This is a genomic window from Myxococcales bacterium, from assembly GCA_012513515.1.
Classification (GTDB): Bacteria; UBA10199; UBA10199; order 2-02-FULL-44-16; family JAAZCA01; genus JAAZCA01.
In genome coordinates this window covers 47479-68076 of sequence record JAAZCA010000019.1, presented here as the reverse complement: position 1 = coordinate 68076, position 20598 = coordinate 47479, and the positions used below count along the sequence as shown (strand labels likewise).

The following is a 20598-nucleotide window of genomic DNA, read 5'->3' as shown; positions in this document are numbered from 1 at the left end:
TTGAGTTTGAACATGACAAAAACCTTTTATTTCTAACCCCGCCTGCCCCATGCCTTATCGACCGCCACATGCAAAACGTCGTCGATCGTGATTATCCCTTCGAGGAGCCCGTTGTCATCGACGGTGGGAAGAGCGAGAAGATTATATTTATCCATCTCCCTTGCAACATCTTCGACCGATTCCTCGACGTTTATCGCCGGAGGATTGGTCAGCATGACATCCCCTATTCTGGCCTCCATCGGCTGAAGCAAGAGCGTCTTAAAAGAGACCGAGCCTATAAGCTTCCTGTCGTCATCGACGACGTAAGCTGTATAGATCGTCTCGGCCTTTTGGATCTCTATAGTCCTTATATGGTCTATCGCCTCACCGACAGTCATCCCCTCGCGAAGCGCTATATACTCCGTGGTCATAACTCCGCCGGCGGAGTCCGACTCGTGCTCCATAAGCCCTACGAGTTCCCTGGCTTTTTTCGCACTGAGCATCCCGAGAATCCTGTCCGAATCCTTCTGGGAAAGTTCAGCAAGGAGGTCTGTGGCTTCATCGGCCGGCATCTTTTCAAACAGCTTAAGAAGCGTAGGGCCGTCGAGCTCTTCGACGAGATCTTTCTGCCACTTTAGCTCCAGCTCGGTTATAATATCGACCTGGCTCTGCACATCCATCGATTTGAGAAGCGCAGCGCGCTGATACGGATCCAGGTCCATCATCATGCTGGAGATATCCGAAGGAGGAATCTTTTTCAGCTGTTCGATATCGACACTCAGCTGTATTTTGCCCGTCGCCCTTTGGACCGTGACGGGCTGCGCATACTTCCATGAGATCAACCGTTCGTCGGAAAGGTAGTCGGCATGCTTGTTGAAAAAACGGACTACGGAATCGACCAAGCCCTCCCAACCGAGCCTTCTCACCAAACCCCTAATACCGATATCGACGTGTGCAAGCCTCAGATCATCGTCCACGCGAAGAAAATGCAGGTCATTCACGCGGACAACCTTTCTGTTGTAGGTATCAACTATCTGCTGATCGAGGACGCTGTTGCGAAAACTCATGGCCTCCCCCGAGGCATAGTCACCAACAGCGACGAGCGTGTCTGATGCAGTCTTGAGCTGGAAATTTTCGCCCACCTGATGGACATCCTTCCAGGGAATCACATAATATTTTTTTCTGAACCTGCCGCGGGATATCACCATGGAAAGCACACGGGGATACGACTCCTCGAGGTTGGCTATAAAATCGTACGGGTGGCCGACATAGCGCCCTCGACGATCGACGACGTCCTTCTTGAGGATCTCGGTGAAGAATATGAACATAAATTACCTTCGGATGTTCCCATGATCGCTCGGCTATTTACTCCAAGTCGGCGTAAATGCAATACTAAAAGGACTTTTTCGCTACAAAACGTCCATAACATCCGGCAGCGCCATATCCGGCCTGTATATCCCCACCGCGAGGGCCTCCTTGGCCAGGTCCACCAGCCTATCGGCCTGTTCGCGGGACATTATCCCCTTCGCAGTCATCTCGGCTATGCGACGACGAAGATTTTTTGCGTATGTGAGCTTGGCGATCCCCGCCGGATCGACCTCAAGACAGGCCGCACTCTCGGGCCTAGCGAAAAAATCATGCGCAGACTCTACAGCCAGATCCCTATAGTGATTCCTGTTTTCTTCCACCAGATCAAACCTGGATCTCTTTGCATAGGCAGCTAGACTCGCGCGAAGACCGTGCATCTTCTGAAGCATCAGGATAGTGCTAAAAATTTTTTTGTTGGTCGAAAAAGAAAAGAGCGTCTTTCTTATAACCCTCTCGAGCAGGTCATCGAACTCCTTTATCTCCATCTCGGTGATTTTGGTGAGTTCATCCCACACCTTTTCAGGCACTCCCAAATCAAAGCGCATTTCCCAATACGTGTGAGTAAGAAGCTTGGTGTTGTAACTTCGAATGATCTTGGCTGGGATATAATAGTTGTGCGCCACTACATCGGCGGCAAGGTGCATCAGGTAGCCGTAGGCGGCCGAACGCTGAATATCACTCTCGGCTTCATGAAGTATCAGCCAGCCGATTCGCCAGTTATGGCAATGGTGCAGATAGCCGGCATATTTCTTCCCCACTATTATGTCAGGACTGGTGGAACCGTACAAAAAAGCCTGGGGATACCTTTTCACCAACTCGCGGATAACTGGGGATATGATTCCTACGCTACCTATAAGATCGATTGCCAGATCCAAGTGCATCCCCGGCCCCCAGGCTTCGGCACCGCGCGATATCAGCGAGATAGCGACAAAGGTCAATATGAAATGGACAAGCGTCATGGCGCTCATTATAGTCCGCGGCATACTCATCGCAAACAAATTAAAGGTGAAAAATGGCTGAAACAAACGATCCGATAAAAGATATCAAAACCCTTCTCGAATACGCCAAGTCCCTGGGAATGAAAGAGGTCTCTATCCCGAAGGACGCAAAGAAAGCCGCAAAATCCAGTAAAAATACAGCTCCAAAAACTGCAAAAACACAGAGCTTGGAGGCACCAGTCGAAGGGCTCGCAGATGCCATGGAGTTGGCCGACATACGAAAAGTGATGGGCAACTGCACAAGATGCAAACTCTGTTTCGGCCGCAAGAACATAGTGTTCGGCGTTGGCAACCCAAATGCCGATCTCGTTTTCATAGGTGAGGCACCGGGGCGCGACGAAGACATAAAGGGCGAGCCATTCGTCGGGCGCGCGGGACAACTCCTCACAAAGATCATCGAGGCCATGAATTTCAAGAGAGAGGATGTCTATATAGCTAACATAACTAAATGCAGGCCCCCTGAAAATAGGAACCCTGAACCGGATGAGGTCGCTTCCTGCATACCTTTCCTGATCCGTCAGGCGGAGCTAATCAAGCCGAAGGTCATAGTCTGTCTCGGAAGCGTCGCCACGCAGAACCTTCTCGGAACCGAAGAAAAGATAACAACGATGCGCGGAAAATTCACAAGCTGGCAGGGGATCCCCGTAATGCCTACATATCACCCAGCTTTCCTGCTCAGAAATCCGAATATGAAACGCCCGGTGTGGGAAGATATGCAGGTAGTGATGAAAAAGCTGGAGGAGCTGTAACGGGTTTTCAGTGGACTACACCGGCGGATTTCTTTTCGCGTATTCCATCTTTCTTTGCGGCTTCAAGAACAACATCTCCCGCATCCTCTTCCTTCTTGGACTCATAACACTCTATCCTGTTTCTGCCATTTTCCTTTGCACGATACAGCGCTATATCGGCGTGATCTATCAGGTCATCTATATCGTCGACATCGTCAGGATAGGTCGAGATGCCCGCCGAGATAGTCATCTGCCTGGTTTCGCGATTTTCAGCGGAGAGGAACGAATGGCCCTCCACCAGTAGTCTGACCTTTTCGGCGACGGCGATGGCACCGCGCTTATCGGTATCCGGAAGAAGGAGAACGAATTCCTCGCCGCCAAACCTGGCAACCGTGTCGACCTCGCGCAGGTGTTTGCGAAGAGTCTGTCCGATCTGTTTGAGGGCGCGGTCTCCCTCGAGATGCCCGAAGGTATCGTTGTAACTCTTAAAATGATCCACATCTATCATGATCAGGGAAAGATCGCGTTTGAAACGTATCGCCCTCTTCCACTCCATGTTGAGCATCTGCTGAAAGTAACGCCTGTTGTTGATGCCGGTGAGCTCGTCGCGCACCGACAGCTCCCTTGTTTTTGTATACAGCTTCGAATTGGCTATCGCCAGCGCTACCTGGTTTGCAACGAGGGAGAGCATCTTCACATCCTGATATGAGAAGCTGCTGGTGCCTCCCCTCGCAAAATTGATTACCCCCATCACCTCTTCCTTGTACATCAGCGGAATGGAAAGAAAGGAGGAAGGCTCGGAAGGTTTCTCGCACTTGTAATTCAAAAATCTCGTCTCGCGCGTGGTATCCTTGATGTATATCTTCTTGCCGGTCTCGGCCACAAGCCCGGTCACCCCCTCGCCCAAGCGGAACGAGGTCTTGAAAACGCTCTCCATATCCGCAAAGCCGTGCGCAACTTTGATCAAGAGTTCTTCCCTCTTCTCATCGAAGACTAGAATCGCAAACTCGCTTATTCGAAGATATCTCTTCAGGGTTTCGGTTATATTTGCATAGAGATCGTCTATGTCGACGATGGAGTTAACCTCCTGACCTATCTCGTAGATGAGCGAGAGGTCTTTGACTAGATGTTCCAACGTCCTATTTGTCCTCTCTATGATCGCGCTCTTCTCTTCGAGCCTGCTCTGAAGCCTGAGCTGTTCCTGAATCATCGCTACATCCTGGTCGGACTGGATCTTATTGGCTGAAAGGTCGGTCATCTTCGAAAGCATCTGGTTGAATGCCCTAGCGAGATCGCCGATTTCGTCCTCCGAAGTGACGGGGGCACGCACGAGAAAGTCTCCCTCTTTCGCTTTTTTCATGACAGCCGTAAGCCGCTCCATCGGCCTTTCGAGAAAGAGGTGCATCCCCACTGAGGCGGCTAGGGCCACGGAGAGTATCTCTACAGCGAAGAAAATATGCTCGATGGATATTCCAAGGAAGGAAACGCCCGCATCGACCACTCCGAGCTTCAAAAGCAAGATTTCCAAAGACCACACGCAGAGATAGACGATCGCAGTGAAGGATATCACCTTCACCGGGACCGAGATATGACGCATGAATGATCTTCCGAGTTTACCCATTCTGGAATAATCCCTTAACCCATAGTGGTTATCGTCTGAAACAGAAAAATGTTGCTTCATTTTTAAGACGAAAAGCCCTGTAATTTCAATCATTTATTTTATTGACTCAGATTTGTATTCTGTACCATATTCACGGCTATGATCAGGGAATGGGCAATTTTGTTGATCGCAGCTGTCACCATGGCGCTTCCGATGTCCTCCTTTGCATCGCCTCCCCCTGAGATAAGAGTGCTCGTGATAGACGGGTCCGGACCTATAACCATATCGGGAGGGAATTCCCAAATATCGGCTGCCTTCAGCCAGTCGAAAAAAGGGGCTGCCCTCGGCAAGCGCCTGCTCGTGAAATCCGACAGCTCCGGCATTTATATCGACGATAAGCCCTATCCGGACGGAACCGTTCTGACAAACAGGGGGAGCACTTATTCGATAGGCGATCGAACATTTCACGGATCACTGGAACTTCATCGAAACGACGGAGGTTTGCTCAAGGTGATCAATCGGTTGCCGATCGAAAGATACCTGGTAGGGATAGTAGGAAGTGAAATTTCGCCGAGATGGCCGATCGAGGCGATGAAGGCGCAGGTCGTAGCTGCGAGAACCTACGCCATGAACAAGATACAAGCCATGAAAAAAACCCATTCGCAAAAACCTTACGACATAGTGGCAACCGTTCTTGCGCAGGTTTACCACGGATCGCACGTCGAAGATCCGCGGGCCGTCGCCGCCGTGGATGAAACGCGGGGCGAGATGCTCTACAGAAACGGGGCGATATTCCCGGCATATTATCACAGCTGCTGCGGCGGACTCACTGAGCATGCCCACAACGTCTGGGACGGAGAACGCGGCGGCCCCGCAATCGCCGACAGCTTCTGCAAAAAATCTCCCAAGGCGAAGTGGAATTACGAGGTATCGCTCTCCTCTTTTCGAAGCGCCTTGAGAAACAGCGGCAAGACAATAGGTGAGATATCGGCAGTCGAGACGATACCCCTTCCCGATTCTCCCAGAGTCGATTTATTGGTCATAGAGGATGAAAACGGTCTGCAGATGGTGGAGGCACGGGAGCTTAGAAAAATATTCGGATATCAAAATATCAAGAGCACATGGTTCAACGCATCTCTTTCCGAAGCAAAGATCAGCTTCACTGGAAATGGGTACGGGCATGGCGTCGGAATGTGTCAATGGGGCGCAAAAGCGATGGCCGAGGCGGGAAAACACTACAAGGAAATTCTCTTCCACTACTATCCGGACGCCGTTATCAAAAGGGCCTACTGAAACATGAACTTATCAGATTTCGATTACGAATATCCAAAAGAGCTCATCGCGCAGCACCCCCTCGCGGCTCGTGACGAATCGCGAATGATGGTGGTACACCGCAGCGACAGCAGCTTCTCGCATTCGTGTATCAAAGAGATAGCATCGTTCATCGAGCCGGGGGATATCGTCGTGATAAACGAAACAAAGGTCGCTCCAGCTCGCATATTCGGCAAACGCGGCAACGGCGAAGAGGCGGAAATACTTCTCATCGAGCAAACCAAGACGCCAAACCTCTGGAAGGCACTGCTGAAACGCGCAAAAAAAATCCGCCCCGGCGAAAAGTTCTTTTTCGGAATGCAAGCTACGGCGACAGCCAGGGGACGCGACGGCATATATCTCATGCTGGAGTTCAAGGGAAACTCGCTGAAGCTGGCAATGGAAAAACACGGCGTACCACCGCTCCCCCCCTACATCGAGAGAAGGGGATTCGAAGCATATTCACAGGAGGACCGCGAGAGATATCAGACCGTATATGCACGCCATACCGGTTCGGCAGCCGCACCGACGGCTGGGCTTCACCTCACCCCTCAAATAGTCAGATCCATCGAAGATCGCAAAGCATCGGTAGAAAAAATCGTGCTTCACGTAGGAATAGACACCTTCGCTCCGGTGCGCGCCGAAAAACTGGACGACCACAAGATGCACGGCGAAAGGGTCATCATTCAAAGGGAGACGTCCAAAAAAATTTTTGACGCAAAAAAACTCGGGCGACGCATCGTAGCAGTTGGAACGACGACAACCCGCGCGCTTGAATCGGCGGCTCTCAGGTCAGAAACCGGCGAGATCGCACATGACCAGTGGACCACCGACCTCTTCATCAAGCCGGGTTTTGAATTCAAGGTGGTCGATGCGATGCTCACGAACTTCCATCAGCCGAAGTCGACGCTGCTCGTGATGATATCCGCATTCGCAGGGAGGGAGTTCATACTGTCATGCTATGAAGAAGCGATAAAAGAGCGCTACAGGCTCTTTTCCTTCGGGGACTGCATGCTCATCCTCTAGCATCTTTTTAAGCACCATAACCAATTGATTTTATTGATTAATGAGTCAGGGCCGATTTGACAAGAACGGTGAAATATCGCAGTTTCGCGCAAGTTTTTGCGCCCCGGCGCATAGGATGGAGATCCGCACCCGATGTTCAAATTCAGCGAGACAAAAAAATCGGCGGGAACTAAGGGACGCACTGGAATTTTCACGACATCCCATGGCAGCGTCATCACACCCGTCTTCATGCCGGTCGGTACGCTTGGAACCGTCAAGGGAATAACCCCGGCGGAGCTCGAAGAGACAGGGGCACAGATAGTGCTCTCCAACACCTATCACCTCTTTCTCAGACCGGGACACGAACTCATAAAATCGCTGGGCGGTCTCCACAAATTCATGAGTTGGGAAAAACCGATACTCACTGACAGCGGAGGCTACCAGATATTCTCACTGGCCGATCTGCGCCATAAGTTCACAGAGGAAGGCGTTACTTTCCAAAGCCATTTGGACGGCGGCGCCAGGCATTTTCTCTCGCCGGAGCTTTCAATAGAAATACAGGAGGCGCTCGGCAGCGACATAATGATGGTGCTCGATGAATGTACCCCCTATCCGGCGGATGAAAAAACTACGCGCAGGTCGATGGAACTTTCGCTGCGATGGGCAAAGAGGTCGCTCGACACGCGCAAATCCGAAAACGCCCTCTTCGGAATAGTCCAGGGGGGAACACATCCACACCTGAGAAAAGAATACATCGAAAAATTGCTAGAGATACTCCCATCCCCATCATCGGGTCGCGGCTTCGACGGTTTTTCAATCGGTGGGCTCTCGGTCGGAGAACCAATTCCGCTGATGTATGAAATGACGGAACTTTGCACCTCTCTTTTGCCTGACGACAGACCAAAATATCTGATGGGAGTAGGCACCCCAGAGGATCTCATTGAAGGGATAGACCGCGGAATCGATATGTTCGACTGCGTGATGCCAACAAGGCACGCTAGAAACGGGAGCATCTTCACCTCGAAGGGGAACCTCAACATAATGAACGCCTGCTACACCTCCGACCCCACCCCTATGGAGGATGGCTGCCGCTGCTACGCATGCAGGAACTACAGCCGCGCTTATCTCCGCCACCTCTTCATCTGCAAGGAAATGCTGGGGCCGAGGCTCGCCACACTTCACAATTTACAATTCTATATCGATTTGATAGGTCAGGCCTCCCTCGCGCTCAAAGAGGACAGGTATCCGGAATTCAAAAAGAAATTCCTTACAAACCGAAAGGAGCTACTATGTTAGGCAATATCGCAGTCGCAGCAATGACAGCCATGGCGGCAAGACCGGCGGGAGCGGATGGACAGCAGGGAAGCTGGATCACATCGCTGATGCCGCTCGCCGTAATCTTCGCTATATTCTACTTCCTCCTGATAAGGCCACAGCAAAAGCAGCAGAAAAAACACAGAGGAATGATCGAAGCCCTCAAAAAAGGGGACCGTATAATCACCAGGGGCGGGATGCACGGAACTATTCACGGAATAGCTAATAACATCATCACCCTTGAGGTAGCACCTGAAATAAGAATAAAATTCAACCGCGAGGCAGTCGCAGGGCTTGCGAACGCTGAAGAAAATAACCAGGGCTAAAAATACAGCCAGATGAGGATTTGAAAATGATGCCGAATTCTTGGAAATGGAAACTCATCCTTCTCGTCGGACTCATCCTCCTTTCTTTCTATATGCTCGTTCCGACATTCTTCGGTTTTGCCGAAAAGAAGGAAGAAGCAATAAACAACATGACGCCGCTGCCGTGGTATTTCTCCATATTCCCCGATAAGGGAATAAACCTCGGCCTCGATCTTCGCGGTGGAACCTATCTGGAGTTTGAAATAGATACATCCGCTGCGATCGTGAATCAGCTGGACGCGATGATCTCCGACATCGAGCGTTTCTGGGAAAAGAATAAGATAAGCGGGGGAAAGGCCAGCCAGGATACAGCCAAGCACAGAATCATAATCACCGGACTTACCAATGACGGCGCATCCGAAACTATAAGACACATCAGGACCTCTCTGGATAGAATGCTCAAGCGCGTCGACGCGTCAAACACATACGAGCTGACATTCGAACCTACTGATGATTTCAAAAAGAACCTCCATTCCATGATAGCGAAGCAGTCGCTCGAAAAGGTACGTAACAGGATCGATCGCTATGGCGTCGCCGAACCTTCGATCCAGAGAGTCGGTTCGAATCGCATCGCAGTCGAACTTCCCGGAATCAAGGATCCGGACAGAGCGATCGGCATAATCAAACAGGCCGGCCAGCTAGAATTCAAGATAGTGAATGAATCGATTCCAGAGGCCAAACTCGTTCAGATGGTTGCTGATGCAAGAAAGTCAGGGACGCTTCCGGAGAACTATTCAGCCGAAACTGTCGCCGCGATAAATCAGAGCGTTAAATCCGAGCTTCCAGCCGACACCGAAATCGCCTTTGAACTGCAGCAGGACCCGGTGACCAAAAAAGTCGTGGGGGCCACACCATACCTTCTGAATAGAAAGGCGGAGGTTACCGGCCAATCGCTGAAAAACGCCCAAGTCAATGTTCATGACAATGAGCCTTACGTGAGCCTCACATTCGATCGCTACGGCGCAGAACTTTTTGGCGAAGCTACTAAAAACAACGTAGGGAAGAGAATGGCAATCATGCTTGACGGCAACGTGATGAAGGCCCCCCAGATACGCGAGCCGATCCTGGGCGGACAGGCCCAGATAACTCTTGGATATGGAAACTTCTCCGACATGCAAAAGGAGGCGGAAGATCTCGTGCTGATACTTCAGGAAGGGGCCCTCCCCGCTCGAATGATCGAAGCTACGAAAACCGTCGTGGGCCCAAGCCTCGGGGCGGATTCCATACGTTCGGGGGTGATAGCCACTTTGATCGGCGGCACGATAATCGCCCTCTTCATGATAATCTACTACAAAGGGTCCGGACTCATCGCCAACATGGCGCTTGCGCTGAACCTTCTCTTCATACTATCCGCACTGGCCCTCCTCCAAGCTACGCTGACCCTTCCCGGTATAGCGGGAATGGCGTTCACCCTTGGGATGGCGGTGGATGCCAACATCATCATATATGAAAGAATACGAGAAGAAATAAGAGACGGAAAAACGCCCAAAGGCGCGATTGAATCCGGGTATAGCAACGCGATGAGGACCATCATCGACTCTAACGTAACTACGCTTATGGCTGGCATAGTCCTATACCAGTTCGGCACCGGTCCAATCAGAGGCTTTGCCATAACGCTGATAATAGGGCTCGCGATAAGCATGTATACCGCATGCATCTGCACCAGGATGGTGTATGACTATTTTGTAACCAAGAGGAAGATCTCCTCGATCAGCATCTAAGAGAGGCTAAAGATGAAAAAATTCAATTTTCCATTTGTCAAGTATCGTGGCATCTTCGTGCTGATTTCCGCTATCGCAGTTGCAGCATCCATCTTCGTGATATCCACCAAGGGCTTCAACTACGGCATCGATTTTCAGGGGGGCGCCAAACTCGAATATAAATTCAGCAGGCATGTCGCCGAAGACGAAGTCAGAAGCGCGCTGGAAGATTTGGAACTCGCCAATCTATCGGTCGTTAGATTCGGACAACCCTCTGACAACATGATGAGCATCAAGGTCGAGCTGCCCAAAGAACACGCTCAAATCTCGGGGATAATAAGCCCGGCTCTTGAAAAAACATTTGGAGAAGATGGCGTTAAGCTCGAACAGGAAGGGACCGTTGGCCCGAAGGTAGGCGAAGAACTGCGTAGAAGAGCCTTGCTGACGATATTCTTTTCGTGGGCGCTCATGCTCATCTACATCGGCTACAGGTTCGACTACATGTTCGCCCCCGGAGCGGTCCTTGCGCTGATGCACGACGTCGTAATAACCCTTGGAGTCTTTGCGTTTCTGGGGAAGGATATCGACCTCACAATACTAGCAGCCATACTCACGCTGATAGGCTACTCGATCAACGACACTATCGTGATTTTCGACAGGATCAGGGAAAACAAGGCCCGAATAAACGCAACGACAATATACGATGTGGTAAATGACAGCATCAATTCGACGCTATCGCGGACGATGATAACATCCCTGACAACTCTCATGGTCGTTGTGGTCCTATTGCTGAAAGGCGGAGCCACGCTTCATGACTTCGCACTCGTGCTGACGGTCGGAATCATCGTTGGAACCTACTCATCGGTCTTCGTCGCATCTCCCATATACATCTTCTTCTATAAAAACATGCCCAAGATGCGGAAGATGCTATCCAAGGGCTAAGGACCGTGAAAAAAAAATGGCACATAAAAAGGCCTGACGGGGAGAAGGTCTCAAGGCTTGCGTCGTCGCTCGGCCTGACGAATCTCGTCTCCTCGATACTAGTTTCCCGCGGCCTCGACAGCGCGGAAGAAGCTGATGCCTTTCTCCATCCAGACCTAGCTTCGCTCCCCGACCCATTTCTCATGAACGGCATGGAGGAGGCGGTTTCAAAAATAGCTTCCGCCATCAAAAATAGAGAGAAGATCGGCGTATTCGGAGACTATGACGTAGACGGAGTGACCGGTGCGGCGCTGCTTACAAACTTTCTTCGCGAATCTGGCATCGAGGCGTTGACGATACTGCCGAAACGAAACGAAGGCTACGGCCTGCTCAAATCCCACATTCAAAAGTTTAAGGAAGCCGGCACAGAACTGCTAATAACCGTCGACAACGGAATCAGAGCAGTCGAAGAGGCTGAACTCGCCGAAAGACTTGGCATCGACCTGATAATAACCGACCATCACGAACTTGGCGAATCCGTTCCAAAAACCTGTGCAACTTTAAATCCCCATATAGACGGATCCGGGTCGCCTTTCGCAAATCTCTGCGGATGCGGGGTCGCCTTCATGCTGCTTTTGGCACTTAGAAAGCGCATGAGGGATCACAACCTCTTCCCCTCTGAAGAGCCAAACCTGAAAAAGTATCTCGATCTGGTCGCCATGGGAACGGTGGCAGACGTCGTTCCGCTCACCGGAACGAACAGAACACTTGTGAAGTACGGCCTTCAGGAAATCACGCGCGCGCCGAGGCCGGGGGTCGCAGCCCTTCTTGATATCAGCGCAACTCCGAGAAACGACATAAGCCCGGGGAGCATAGGCTTTCGCCTCGCCCCGCGGCTCAATGCGGCCGGCCGAATCGGCGATGCGATGAAGGCGCTGGAGATTCTCACCACTGAAGACGAGGTTGAAGCCGCATCGCTTGCGGTGGAACTCGATGCCGCCAACAAGGCCAGACAATCGATGGAAAAGGAAATTCTCGAGGAAATTGAATCCGCAATAAACGCCGATCCTGAAATCATATCCGGAGATGTCGCGGTGCTCCATTCGGACAGATGGCATGTCGGCGTCATAGGGATAATAGCCACGAGAATCGCCGAGAAATTCGGCGTTCCAGCCTTCATAATATCTACGTCCTCCGAGCCTGCGCGAGGCTCTGCCAGAAGCATCGAGGGAATAAACCTTGTGGATCTACTCTCAAGGTGCAGCGACGACCTGATTGGATATGGCGGCCATCCGATGGCGGCCGGCATCACAATAAAAAAGGAGGAGATACCCAAGTTCAAAAATAAAATCTCCGAGATATGCTCGGAGGCCATGTTGGGTAGGCGACAGAGCGAGATATCCATCGACGCAGTTGCAGATCCCAGCGAGATAAGCACGAGACTTGTTGAAGAACTCGACCTTTTAAAACCTTTTGGCTGCGGAAACCCGGAGCCGGTTTTAAAGCTGGAAAACGCCAGCATCGTAAACAGAAGAATAGTCGGCTTAAATCACCTGAAGATGCTCCTGAAAACACCGGCTGGCAACTTCGATTCCATAGGTTTCGAACTCGGCGAAAGGCTGCCGCAAGAGGCTAAGAACATATCGCTGGCATTCGTGCCACGGCTCAATGACTGGAACGGTTCGGTCAATCTCCAGCTCAAGATAAGGGATTTAATTGTCGAGGAATGAGATGTTCGAGATACGCGTAAAACACAAATTCATAGCGCGCCATGCCCTTACCAACTATAGGGGCGCAACGGAAAAAAGCCACAACCATGAATGGCTCTGCGAGGCATTCATAAGATCAGAGAATCTCGACGAAGCCGGATGTGCTGTCGATTTCATTAAAGTCGACGAAGCACTTTCAAAAATCACTTCAGAGATAGAGGGGTCGGATGTAAACGCACACCCATTTTTTAATGGTAAAAGCCCTTCGGCGGAAAATATGGCGTTTTTCATTTTTAAGAAACTTGAATCGAAAATAGAAAACCACGGCGCAAAACTCGTTCGCGTAACCATTTCAGAGGATCCCGATCATGCAGCATCGTTCATCAGGGAATGATTTTGTTGCCCTCCTCTCAGGAGGACTCGACAGCTACGTCGCAGTCAGGATGGCAGCATCGAGGATGAAGTTCAACCTCGCCATAACCTTCGACTACGGCCAGCGCGCGGCCAAAAAAGAAATAGATACGGCGGCAAGGATAGCATCGGAATTTAACGCTGAACACAAAGTCATAGAGATCGGATGGATGCGCGACGAGACCAGGACTGCGCTGGTGGATCTGCACAAAAAAATTCCCTCCACCGACGCCAGGCGCGTGGATGCAAAGGCTGCAGAGAACGCCGCCGCAGTATGGGTGCCGAACAGAAATGGCGTTTTTATTTCTATAGCAGCCGCCTTTTCTGAAGCAAGGGGGATAGGATCGGTGATAGCCGGCTTCAACGCGGAGGAAGCCATGACATTTCCCGACAACTCTGAAAAATTCATAAAGGCATCCAATCTCTCCCTGTCGATGTCGACGATGAGCGGAGTAAAGCTTTTGAGCCCTACATCGAAGATGACCAAGGCTGAAATAGCGAACGAATTCTGCAATCTCAAACTCGATCCCGAAAAAATCTGGTGCTGCTACTTTGGAAAGAAGCTCCTCTGCGGACGCTGCGAATCGTGCGCACGAACCATAAGAGCCTTCCGAAAAACTCCAATTTGGAAGGTGATAAAGAAGAGGTTTGCCGAGAGATGATAAAAACAAAATGGATAGATCGGGAACTGAAATACGACGGGCTTCAGCTATGCTCCTCATTCATAAGAAATGAAACCGGGATAGAGGGGGACGCCATAGTCGCATTCATCGGACCGGCGGATGTGCCCATAGAACATATGGTGGACCTTGAGGATGTCGCCACCAATGCCCCCATCTTTTCCCGCTCCATGCTCCACTTCATAGTTGCACATTCCAGCCGCGATCTGGCACTTGCGGTGGCAAGGCAGCGGCTTCTCGTCTCGATAGCAGCTGATGAGCTTCGCGCAATGACCAAAGGATATCCGATAGAGCGAGTAGGAGATGATATAATGGACGGCGAATACAAAATATCGGTTTCTATAGCAACGCTTTCACCATCCTCATCGTTGATACATTTCGCGATGAACATAATAAGCGTTGGTACTCCCGTAAAGACGCGGGGACTTGCCGATTATTCGGTGGATCCAAAAAAAATCGGAGAATCAATATTGACGAAATATGCCAATGAAATTCACACTATGCAACATGCCGTGGAAAAAGTCCGTTTCGTCGACTAAAAAAAGTTTTTTTCAACTTTAATCTTACAAAAAAATGTTATAGAGCGGCTGGGCGATGAGGGAGTCTAATTCACATACCGCAAGCTTGGTAGAGATCTTCAGCTCGCTTCAGGGCGAGGGGGCCTACGTAGGCCGGAAGATGACTTTCGTGAGGTTTGGCAGCTGCAACCTTAAATGCAGGTTCTGCGATACACCTCAGGGGATGTGCACCAGGGATCATTGCCTGATTGAAAAGGTTCCCGGCTCAGCCAAGTTCGACAAAATATCCAACCCGGTTTCGGCTGCACAGCTATGCGAAATGATGTCAAGATTCGATGACAGTATCCTGAGCATAACCGGTGGAGAACCTCTGAAACAGGCCGCCTTTCTCGAACAGTGGCTTCCCAGCCAACGCCCAAACAGAACCATTCTTTTGGAGACAAACGGGGTGCTCCATGAGGAACTTAAAATCCTCCTGCCCAATATCGACATAATAAGCATGGATTTCAAACTCCCCTCCTCCACCGGCGAAAAGGAGTTCTGGGAAGAACACTCCATTTTCCTCCAAAATTCCGTCGCCTCCGGAAAAGAGATCTACATAAAGATAGTGGTAACCCCGGAAACAACCGACCACGACATCGAAAAGGTAATCCGAATAATCACCTCTATAAATAAATACATACCGACCTTCATACAGCCTGCTAGTCCAACGCTTCGATTTCACAAGGAAATTCAGCACGGCAGGATAAAATCCCTGCAGAGGCTCTGCAGCGCCTATTTGAGGGATGTCCGCGTCCAGCCCCAAATGCACAAGCATTGGGGCATCCTGTAGATTTATTTTTAAATTCGGCCCTGGCTAAAGCAACTCTGCCATATCCTGCGGACGATACTGTATCCGTAGGGATCATTGGAGGCATACATATGGTAAGAGAGGTTTCTGGAAATTTGAGGCCGATACAAGGGACTAAGACCCCCTATACACCCAAAATAGTCAGCCACGCCGATGACTCGGGCGATAGAGCGACCAACGAGACAAATAAGTTCGCAGGGTGCACCTCGCTCAACGATTTAACAGGGGGCAGGGATAGAAGATCGCAGGGAAATCCACTTCTCACCAGAAAGTAGCAATCCTCTTAACAAACTTCTAACACTTCATCTGTTGTAAAAAATACTCCCATAAAATATTCATCCGCCCATGGATGCTCAAAACACACTTTCAATTCCGTTGCCAAAAACCAGAGCCGGAGGGACCGAAATGAAGAACGACGACCTCGTAGCGGTCAGGAAGAGGGCAAGGCCAAACACCCTCGCGGCGAACATAGTCAAGGCCTCGCTTTTTTTAATGCTCCTCTATCTCTTTCTGCTCGGGATAGGCCTGCTCGGCGGTTCCTTCAAGATGCTGGGAAAGGGAATAGCAGAGGCCTTGCTTGTCACCACGGCCAACCCATTTGCTGGGCTTTTCATAGGAATTCTGACAACATCCATAGTGCAGAGCTCATCGGTTACGACATCCATCACCGTGGCTCTCGTATCAGGCGGAGCGATATCCATACATAATGCGATCCCCATCATCATGGGGGCAAATATCGGAACGACGGTAACCTGCCTGCTCGTTTCGTTGGGCCACTTTTCCAGAAACGACGAATTCGAAAGGGCATTTGCTGGCGCCAATATGCACGATGCCTTCAACGTCCTGACAGTGCTGCTCCTCTTCCCTCTCCAGGTTGCTACCGGATTTCTGGAAAAAGCTTCATCCTTTCTCGCTGGAATATTCTACGGATCGCAGTCGCAGAGCTTCAACAGCCCCCTAAAAATAGCGGTGGACCCCGTGGTTCACGAAATACATGCCTCGTTGATGGGTCCTCTAGGTTTTTCAGATAAAGCCGCCGGAATTTTGAGCGTGATAATATCCCTTCTGCTGATCTTCGCGGCGCTTACATACATGGTAAAATGCATGCGGGCCATCACCGCATCACGCCTGGAAAAGTCCATCAATAAGGTATTTTCTGCCAATCCCTACGTGGTATTCATGATAGGGGCGGCGGTGACGATGTTCGTCCAATCCAGCTCCATAACGACATCTATAATGATCCCGATCATAGGGGCGGGCATCATATCTCTGGAACAGGCCTTCCCGGTTACGGTCGGAGCCAACATAGGCACGACGATCACAGCCCTTATGGCATCGCTGGCCGGAAATCAGGCGGGGCTGACGATAGCCTTCGTACATCTGCTTTTTAACATCTGCGGTACTCTAATCTTCTTTGTCCCCCCGTGGACGCGAAAAATTCCCATAACTATAGCGAGGGCCCTGGCAGGTTTTATCATCAAGAGGAAGAAGCTTGCCATAGCATATCTGCTCGTTGTATTTTACGCACTGCCTTTGGTGCTTATGTTCGCCACCCGCTCTAAATGAGGTTGAAAGGAGATATCTAAATGGTCTGGAAAGAATTGCTAAGCCTTTGGCATGATGATGATTCCGCCATGACGGAGCTTCTCGGTGAATTCGACGATATGCTGATTAAGGCGAAGGAGATGTTCTCTCTTTGCACGTCAAAACTTGACCAAGGGATGCCGTTGCAGTCGGATGAGTCCCTTCTTAAAACGATGGATCGTGATTTGAACAAGCTCCAGCAACAGATACGCCGCGGAATAGTTACGCACATATCGGTTCAGGGAACCGGCGACCTGATCCCCTGCCTTCAGTTGATGAGCCTGACCAAAGATGCGGAAAGGATCGGGGACTACTGCAAAAATATCCTGGAAATACTACAGAGGAGCCCCAAGCTACCGCAGGATCCCCTTATCCCAAAAGCCCTCGAAATGCGAAACAAGATACTCATCTGGTTCGACCAAACTAAAAAAGCTTTCGACAAGATGGATGCGAGCCTCGCCAGGGCAACGCGCGAAGAGTCCTATTTTATGGAAAAGGAATGCGACAAAATCGTCTGGAGCCTCTCGGAGGACAACCAAGGTAGAAATGCCGTTTCCATGGCAGTGCTGGTTCGCTTTTTCAAAAGAACAGCTGCACACCTCGGTAATATTTGCACCAGCGTCAGCCAGCCCCTGGACAAGCTCGACTATTTCCAGAAACCCCCAGCTGAATAAAACAGGATTGACTCACCGCGCATAACCGACGCGATGCGTATTGTTCGTAGCAATTTTTTCCTGTCTATTTCGCCGCATGATGAAAAAATATCTCTTTTTGTTTTTACTGACAGCCTCCTTGTTTTTAAATTTCACAGCGAAAGGAGCTCCTTCGCCCAGCGTCGTCGAAGGGGAGATAGAACTGGCAATGGTTATACCTGATGGCGATGACTCAAGACGTTATTCGACAATCGCCGACGCATCCCTTTCTTACACCTCCCTCGAGGGAGGCGTGGAGATACCGGCGTCGAGCATACCAAAGCTGGTTTTTTCAATGGACGATCCTCCGGAAGGGTTCGAGGCCCTGACCATTGAAATAACGGGTACGCTTGGAACTTCGGCCAAGGCCTCTTGGAAAGAGTTCCCCAGGGTAAAACTTGCCGGTTTAAGCCTGCATATAAGGGCCTTCGAATGCCTTCCTGAGGAAATAGATCGCTATGCTCCATTTGTAGAATTTTCATTGCCCGCCATGGAGCTCTCAACCGAAAAGATATCCGTAAATGGCTACCAGGCGCGGGGCTTCGTCGATTTGAAAAATATGCAGATATATCTAGTTGGAAAAACCGAGCTGCCGTCCATGGAAGACCCAGACTATTCCGCAAATTTGGCCGGCAGAGCCGTCGTCATCGAGCTTGGCGCAAAACTGAAAAAGTTTGGAAAGTAAAACTTGAAAATCAATAGAGCGCTTTGTAATTCCAGTAACTCGTCATGACTTTTTTAACGTAGAGATTCGTCTCAGAATAGGGAATCTCCTCTATCCATTCTTCGATATCCTGGTTCGCCGAACCGTTTTTGATCCATCTCGCTACAGCCTCTTCACCCGCATTATAGGATGCGATTACAGCCACCGGGTTATTCGGAAAAAGCCTGCCTAGCTCGGACAGATACCTTACCCCCAGTTTGATATTAACCGCTGGTTTGGCCAAGTCCCTTCTATCCACGCTGTCGCCGCCTAAGCTTCGCGCCATTCTGTTGGCAGTGGATGGCATCAGTTGCAGCAGGCCCACGGCACCAGCCGGAGATATCACGGCAGGCCGGAAAGCCGATTCATTTTTCATTATCGACCAGGCAAGAAGCTCATCCACGCCATCAGCGGAGGCAGCGGAAAAAAGCGTCTTCTCGTAAGCCCTCGGATAGTCGGTCTCCCATATAAACCTGGTGAGCTGGGAGGAATTCGGAGGTGAATCAAGCGCGCTTTTAAAATGTGACTTGGCAATTCTTATCGCGAGATTGTAGGCGCTGTTTTTTCTTGCGAGCCACAAGACCGTTTCCATAGAATCAGAGCACTGTTTCAGATCCACAGCCGAAAGCTCACTGGCGACGTTTTCATTCATCCCTATCCTTGCAAAAAAATCAGCTTTCCGGAGATGATCCGAACAGCTGAAAGAGTCCCTATCTGAAGGCTCCCATTTCGAAAGATGGGGCTTTCCTTTTTCCAGAGGAGAGAGCCCCATAAAACCGCCCTTCGCCGGACCTGAAAGCCTCTTTTTTGCCAAAAATGCGTAGTACCCCTTCGGATATTTCGAGATCACCTCTTGGTAAGAAGCGTGAGAGCTCTCGGTTCGCCCCATCTTTTCCAGCGTCCTCCCTTTCCAGTAAAGTACCCTGTCGTGGATCTTTGCCTTTTTAGCCACGGTTCCCATCAGGTGATCGAGATCCGAAAGCGCCCTGTCGTATTGCGCAAGCATGTAATGACACCATGCGATATTCCACTCAACCATCGCCTTCTGTTTTACGCCGACATGTGCATTGATGATCTTCCTCCATACGGAAAGGGCCTCGTCATACTTCCCCTCGTCCATGAGCAGGTATGCAATCTGAAAAGCGATATTGAAAGCCATGCGCGATCTCGGAGGGGCGTCCTCGAGAAGCTGATACCTTATTTCTATCGCCTTGGCGTATTCGTCCTTCTTCGCATAGACCATCGCCAGCGTAGAACGAAGACCAGGAGCGTAGGTAAGCGCGCCTTTGGTAGAAATCAGTTCGTTCATCAGTGCGATCGACTCGTCGTAGCGGTGCAGCCATCTGTAGGCGCGAGCGAGCAGCCATTTGGATTTTATATTCAACTCTTCATCTAATTTTTTCGACGAAATTATTTTCTCAAGCCTTACCGCAGCCTCGTCCCACTGCGACATATCTCCGAACGATGATGCTATCTGATATTGAATGGAGGGGCCATCCATCCACTGAGAGATGTCGACGCCGAATTTTTTCTTTATCGAATCGAAGTATGGAAGAACTTCCTTCAGAGAGACCTCGCCGCCGGAATGCAGAATCATATTCCTGGCAAGGGATGGCGCGGATGAATCTCCCATCTCTATGCTTACGGAAAGAATCATGAGGTCGGCTTCGCGCGCCCCTTGGGAGTCTGCTCTTTTTTTGTATTCCGAAAGAATTCTGACGGCCTCTTCGTAGAACCCCAGCCCTGACCTGGCCTTCGCCATCTCAAATCTGCCTTGGTTATAAAGCACGCTCGAAGGATGTTTTTCAAAAAGCTCTTCGATAAATTTTTGCGCTTCAGAAAATCTCTTTTCAGCGTTTGCGATCACAGCCCTGTAATAAAGGGCGTAGTCTTTCACCACTTCTACGCCTGGCATGGCCCCTGAAATCAGGGCATCGGCCTCCTTCAATTTGCCCACTTGCATAGCTGAATAACCGAAGAGAAAATCCCTTTCGTACCTGTTCGATATCTTACCAAGCTCAGAAATCTGCTCCAGCAATTCGGAAACCCTGCGATCCCCAGCCGGTTTTTGTCTCTCCCCCTTCTTCGCATAGGAAGAATCGGGCAGCATAGCTATCGATATGCACACGGCAAATGAGATGAACGATAAAAATCTTTTCATG

20 protein-coding genes are annotated in these 20598 nt (G+C 50.4%); 16 read left to right on the top strand and 4 right to left on the bottom strand.

Annotated elements, in window-relative coordinates:
• Nucleotides 1-32 precede the first annotated feature (32 nt).
• Both GX659_04060 and GX659_04055 read right to left on the bottom strand, forming a co-directional pair.
• A complete protein-coding gene (locus GX659_04060; GenBank protein NLD27962.1) occupies nt 33-1307 on the bottom strand; it encodes a CBS domain-containing protein in 1275 nt (424 codons plus the stop codon).
• Between the two features lie 81 nt (nt 1308-1388).
• On the bottom strand, nt 1389-2330 hold the full coding sequence (locus tag GX659_04055; protein NLD27961.1) for a zinc dependent phospholipase C family protein: 942 nt from the start codon (nt 2328-2330) through the stop codon (nt 1389-1391).
• Between the two features lie 95 nt (nt 2331-2425).
• On the opposite strand from GX659_04055, the gene GX659_04050 reads away from it, so the two are divergent.
• Nucleotides 2426-3094: a uracil-DNA glycosylase gene (locus GX659_04050; protein ID NLD27960.1), complete on the top strand. Its 669-nt coding sequence runs from the start codon at nt 2426-2428 to the stop codon at nt 3092-3094.
• Nucleotides 3095-3101: 7 nt separating this feature from the next.
• Here the strand turns inward: GX659_04050 and GX659_04045 are convergent, their stop codons facing one another.
• The gene (locus GX659_04045) at nt 3102-4754 is read right to left on the bottom strand and encodes a diguanylate cyclase (GenBank protein ID NLD27959.1); all 1653 of its coding nucleotides are present in this window, start codon (nt 4752-4754) and stop codon (nt 3102-3104) included.
• Nucleotides 4755-4832: 78 nt separating this feature from the next.
• Here GX659_04045 and GX659_04040 point away from each other — a divergent pair, with 78 nt between their 5' ends.
• The 15 genes from GX659_04040 (at nt 4833) to GX659_03970 (ending at nt 18418) form a co-directional block, all read left to right on the top strand.
• Entirely contained in the window at nt 4833-5966 is a 1134-nt protein-coding gene (locus GX659_04040; protein ID NLD27958.1) for a SpoIID/LytB domain-containing protein, read from the top strand.
• 3 nt (nt 5967-5969) lie between these two features.
• Entirely contained in the window at nt 5970-7010 is a 1041-nt protein-coding gene (queA, locus tag GX659_04035; protein NLD27957.1) for a tRNA preQ1(34) S-adenosylmethionine ribosyltransferase-isomerase QueA, read from the top strand.
• Nucleotides 7011-7142: 132 nt separating this feature from the next.
• Nucleotides 7143-8285, top strand: a complete 1143-nt coding sequence (gene tgt, locus GX659_04030; GenBank protein ID NLD27956.1) for a tRNA guanosine(34) transglycosylase Tgt — start codon at nt 7143-7145, stop codon at nt 8283-8285.
• The gene (gene yajC, locus GX659_04025) at nt 8279-8629 is read left to right on the top strand and encodes a preprotein translocase subunit YajC (protein NLD27955.1); all 351 of its coding nucleotides are present in this window, start codon (nt 8279-8281) and stop codon (nt 8627-8629) included. Before tgt ends, yajC begins: the two co-directional genes overlap by 7 nt.
• A 26-nt stretch (nt 8630-8655) precedes the next feature.
• Nucleotides 8656-10389, top strand: a complete 1734-nt coding sequence (gene secD, locus GX659_04020; GenBank protein NLD27954.1) for a protein translocase subunit SecD — start codon at nt 8656-8658, stop codon at nt 10387-10389.
• 12 nt (nt 10390-10401) lie between these two features.
• A complete protein-coding gene (secF, locus tag GX659_04015) occupies nt 10402-11310 on the top strand; it encodes a protein translocase subunit SecF (protein NLD27953.1) in 909 nt (302 codons plus the stop codon).
• Nucleotides 11311-11315: 5 nt separating this feature from the next.
• Complete coding sequence (gene recJ / locus GX659_04010; GenBank protein ID NLD27952.1) at nt 11316-13019, top strand: single-stranded-DNA-specific exonuclease RecJ; 1704 nt, start codon at nt 11316-11318, stop codon at nt 13017-13019.
• Nucleotide 13020: 1 nt separating this feature from the next.
• Entirely contained in the window at nt 13021-13392 is a 372-nt protein-coding gene (locus tag GX659_04005) for a 6-carboxytetrahydropterin synthase (protein NLD27951.1), read from the top strand.
• Nucleotides 13367-14071, top strand: coding sequence for a 7-cyano-7-deazaguanine synthase QueC (gene queC / locus GX659_04000; GenBank protein NLD27950.1), 705 nt, complete (start codon nt 13367-13369; stop codon nt 14069-14071). Before GX659_04005 ends, queC begins: the two co-directional genes overlap by 26 nt.
• Nucleotides 14068-14628: a DUF366 family protein gene (locus tag GX659_03995; protein ID NLD27949.1), complete on the top strand. Its 561-nt coding sequence runs from the start codon at nt 14068-14070 to the stop codon at nt 14626-14628. The genes queC and GX659_03995 overlap by 4 nt, the downstream gene beginning before the upstream one ends.
• Nucleotides 14629-14683: 55 nt before the next feature.
• The gene (locus GX659_03990) at nt 14684-15439 is read left to right on the top strand and encodes a 7-carboxy-7-deazaguanine synthase QueE (protein ID NLD27948.1); all 756 of its coding nucleotides are present in this window, start codon (nt 14684-14686) and stop codon (nt 15437-15439) included.
• 89 nt (nt 15440-15528) lie between these two features.
• Complete coding sequence (locus tag GX659_03985) at nt 15529-15732, top strand: hypothetical protein (protein NLD27947.1); 204 nt, start codon at nt 15529-15531, stop codon at nt 15730-15732.
• 130 nt (nt 15733-15862) lie between these two features.
• Entirely contained in the window at nt 15863-17023 is a 1161-nt protein-coding gene (locus GX659_03980) for a Na/Pi symporter (GenBank protein NLD27946.1), read from the top strand.
• 20 nt (nt 17024-17043) lie between these two features.
• Nucleotides 17044-17715: a hypothetical protein gene (locus tag GX659_03975; protein ID NLD27945.1), complete on the top strand. Its 672-nt coding sequence runs from the start codon at nt 17044-17046 to the stop codon at nt 17713-17715.
• A gap of 76 nt (nt 17716-17791) precedes the next feature.
• Entirely contained in the window at nt 17792-18418 is a 627-nt protein-coding gene (locus tag GX659_03970; GenBank protein NLD27944.1) for a hypothetical protein, read from the top strand.
• A 10-nt stretch (nt 18419-18428) separates the two neighbouring features.
• On the opposite strand, the gene GX659_03965 is transcribed toward GX659_03970, so the two are convergent.
• A complete protein-coding gene (locus tag GX659_03965; protein ID NLD27943.1) occupies nt 18429-20597 on the bottom strand; it encodes a DUF3808 domain-containing protein in 2169 nt (722 codons plus the stop codon).
• Nucleotide 20598: the final 1 nt, after the last annotated feature.

What these genes read in the sequence shown, in the direction of transcription:
- GX659_04060 (NLD27962.1), bottom strand. Translation starts at nt 1,307, where the DNA reads ATGTTCATATTCTTCACCGAGATCCTCAAGAAGGACGTCGTCGATCGT.
- GX659_04055 (NLD27961.1), bottom strand. Translation starts at nt 2,330, where the DNA reads ATGCCGCGGACTATAATGAGCGCCATGACGCTTGTCCATTTCATATTG.
- GX659_04050 (NLD27960.1), top strand. Translation starts at nt 2,426, where the DNA reads ATGAAAGAGGTCTCTATCCCGAAGGACGCAAAGAAAGCCGCAAAATCC.
- GX659_04045 (NLD27959.1), bottom strand. Translation starts at nt 4,754, where the DNA reads ATGAAGCAACATTTTTCTGTTTCAGACGATAACCACTATGGGTTAAGG.
- GX659_04040 (NLD27958.1), top strand. Translation starts at nt 4,833, where the DNA reads ATGATCAGGGAATGGGCAATTTTGTTGATCGCAGCTGTCACCATGGCG.
- queA (NLD27957.1), top strand. Translation starts at nt 5,970, where the DNA reads ATGAACTTATCAGATTTCGATTACGAATATCCAAAAGAGCTCATCGCG.
- tgt (NLD27956.1), top strand. Translation starts at nt 7,143, where the DNA reads ATGTTCAAATTCAGCGAGACAAAAAAATCGGCGGGAACTAAGGGACGC.
- yajC (NLD27955.1), top strand. Translation starts at nt 8,279, where the DNA reads ATGTTAGGCAATATCGCAGTCGCAGCAATGACAGCCATGGCGGCAAGA.
- secD (NLD27954.1), top strand. Translation starts at nt 8,656, where the DNA reads ATGATGCCGAATTCTTGGAAATGGAAACTCATCCTTCTCGTCGGACTC.
- secF (NLD27953.1), top strand. Translation starts at nt 10,402, where the DNA reads ATGAAAAAATTCAATTTTCCATTTGTCAAGTATCGTGGCATCTTCGTG.
- GX659_04005 (NLD27951.1), top strand. Translation starts at nt 13,021, where the DNA reads ATGTTCGAGATACGCGTAAAACACAAATTCATAGCGCGCCATGCCCTT.
- queC (NLD27950.1), top strand. Translation starts at nt 13,367, where the DNA reads ATGCAGCATCGTTCATCAGGGAATGATTTTGTTGCCCTCCTCTCAGGA.
- GX659_03995 (NLD27949.1), top strand. Translation starts at nt 14,068, where the DNA reads ATGATAAAAACAAAATGGATAGATCGGGAACTGAAATACGACGGGCTT.
- GX659_03990 (NLD27948.1), top strand. Translation starts at nt 14,684, where the DNA reads ATGAGGGAGTCTAATTCACATACCGCAAGCTTGGTAGAGATCTTCAGC.
- GX659_03985 (NLD27947.1), top strand. Translation starts at nt 15,529, where the DNA reads ATGGTAAGAGAGGTTTCTGGAAATTTGAGGCCGATACAAGGGACTAAG.
- GX659_03980 (NLD27946.1), top strand. Translation starts at nt 15,863, where the DNA reads ATGAAGAACGACGACCTCGTAGCGGTCAGGAAGAGGGCAAGGCCAAAC.
- GX659_03975 (NLD27945.1), top strand. Translation starts at nt 17,044, where the DNA reads ATGGTCTGGAAAGAATTGCTAAGCCTTTGGCATGATGATGATTCCGCC.
- GX659_03970 (NLD27944.1), top strand. Translation starts at nt 17,792, where the DNA reads ATGATGAAAAAATATCTCTTTTTGTTTTTACTGACAGCCTCCTTGTTT.
- GX659_03965 (NLD27943.1), bottom strand. Translation starts at nt 20,597, where the DNA reads ATGAAAAGATTTTTATCGTTCATCTCATTTGCCGTGTGCATATCGATA.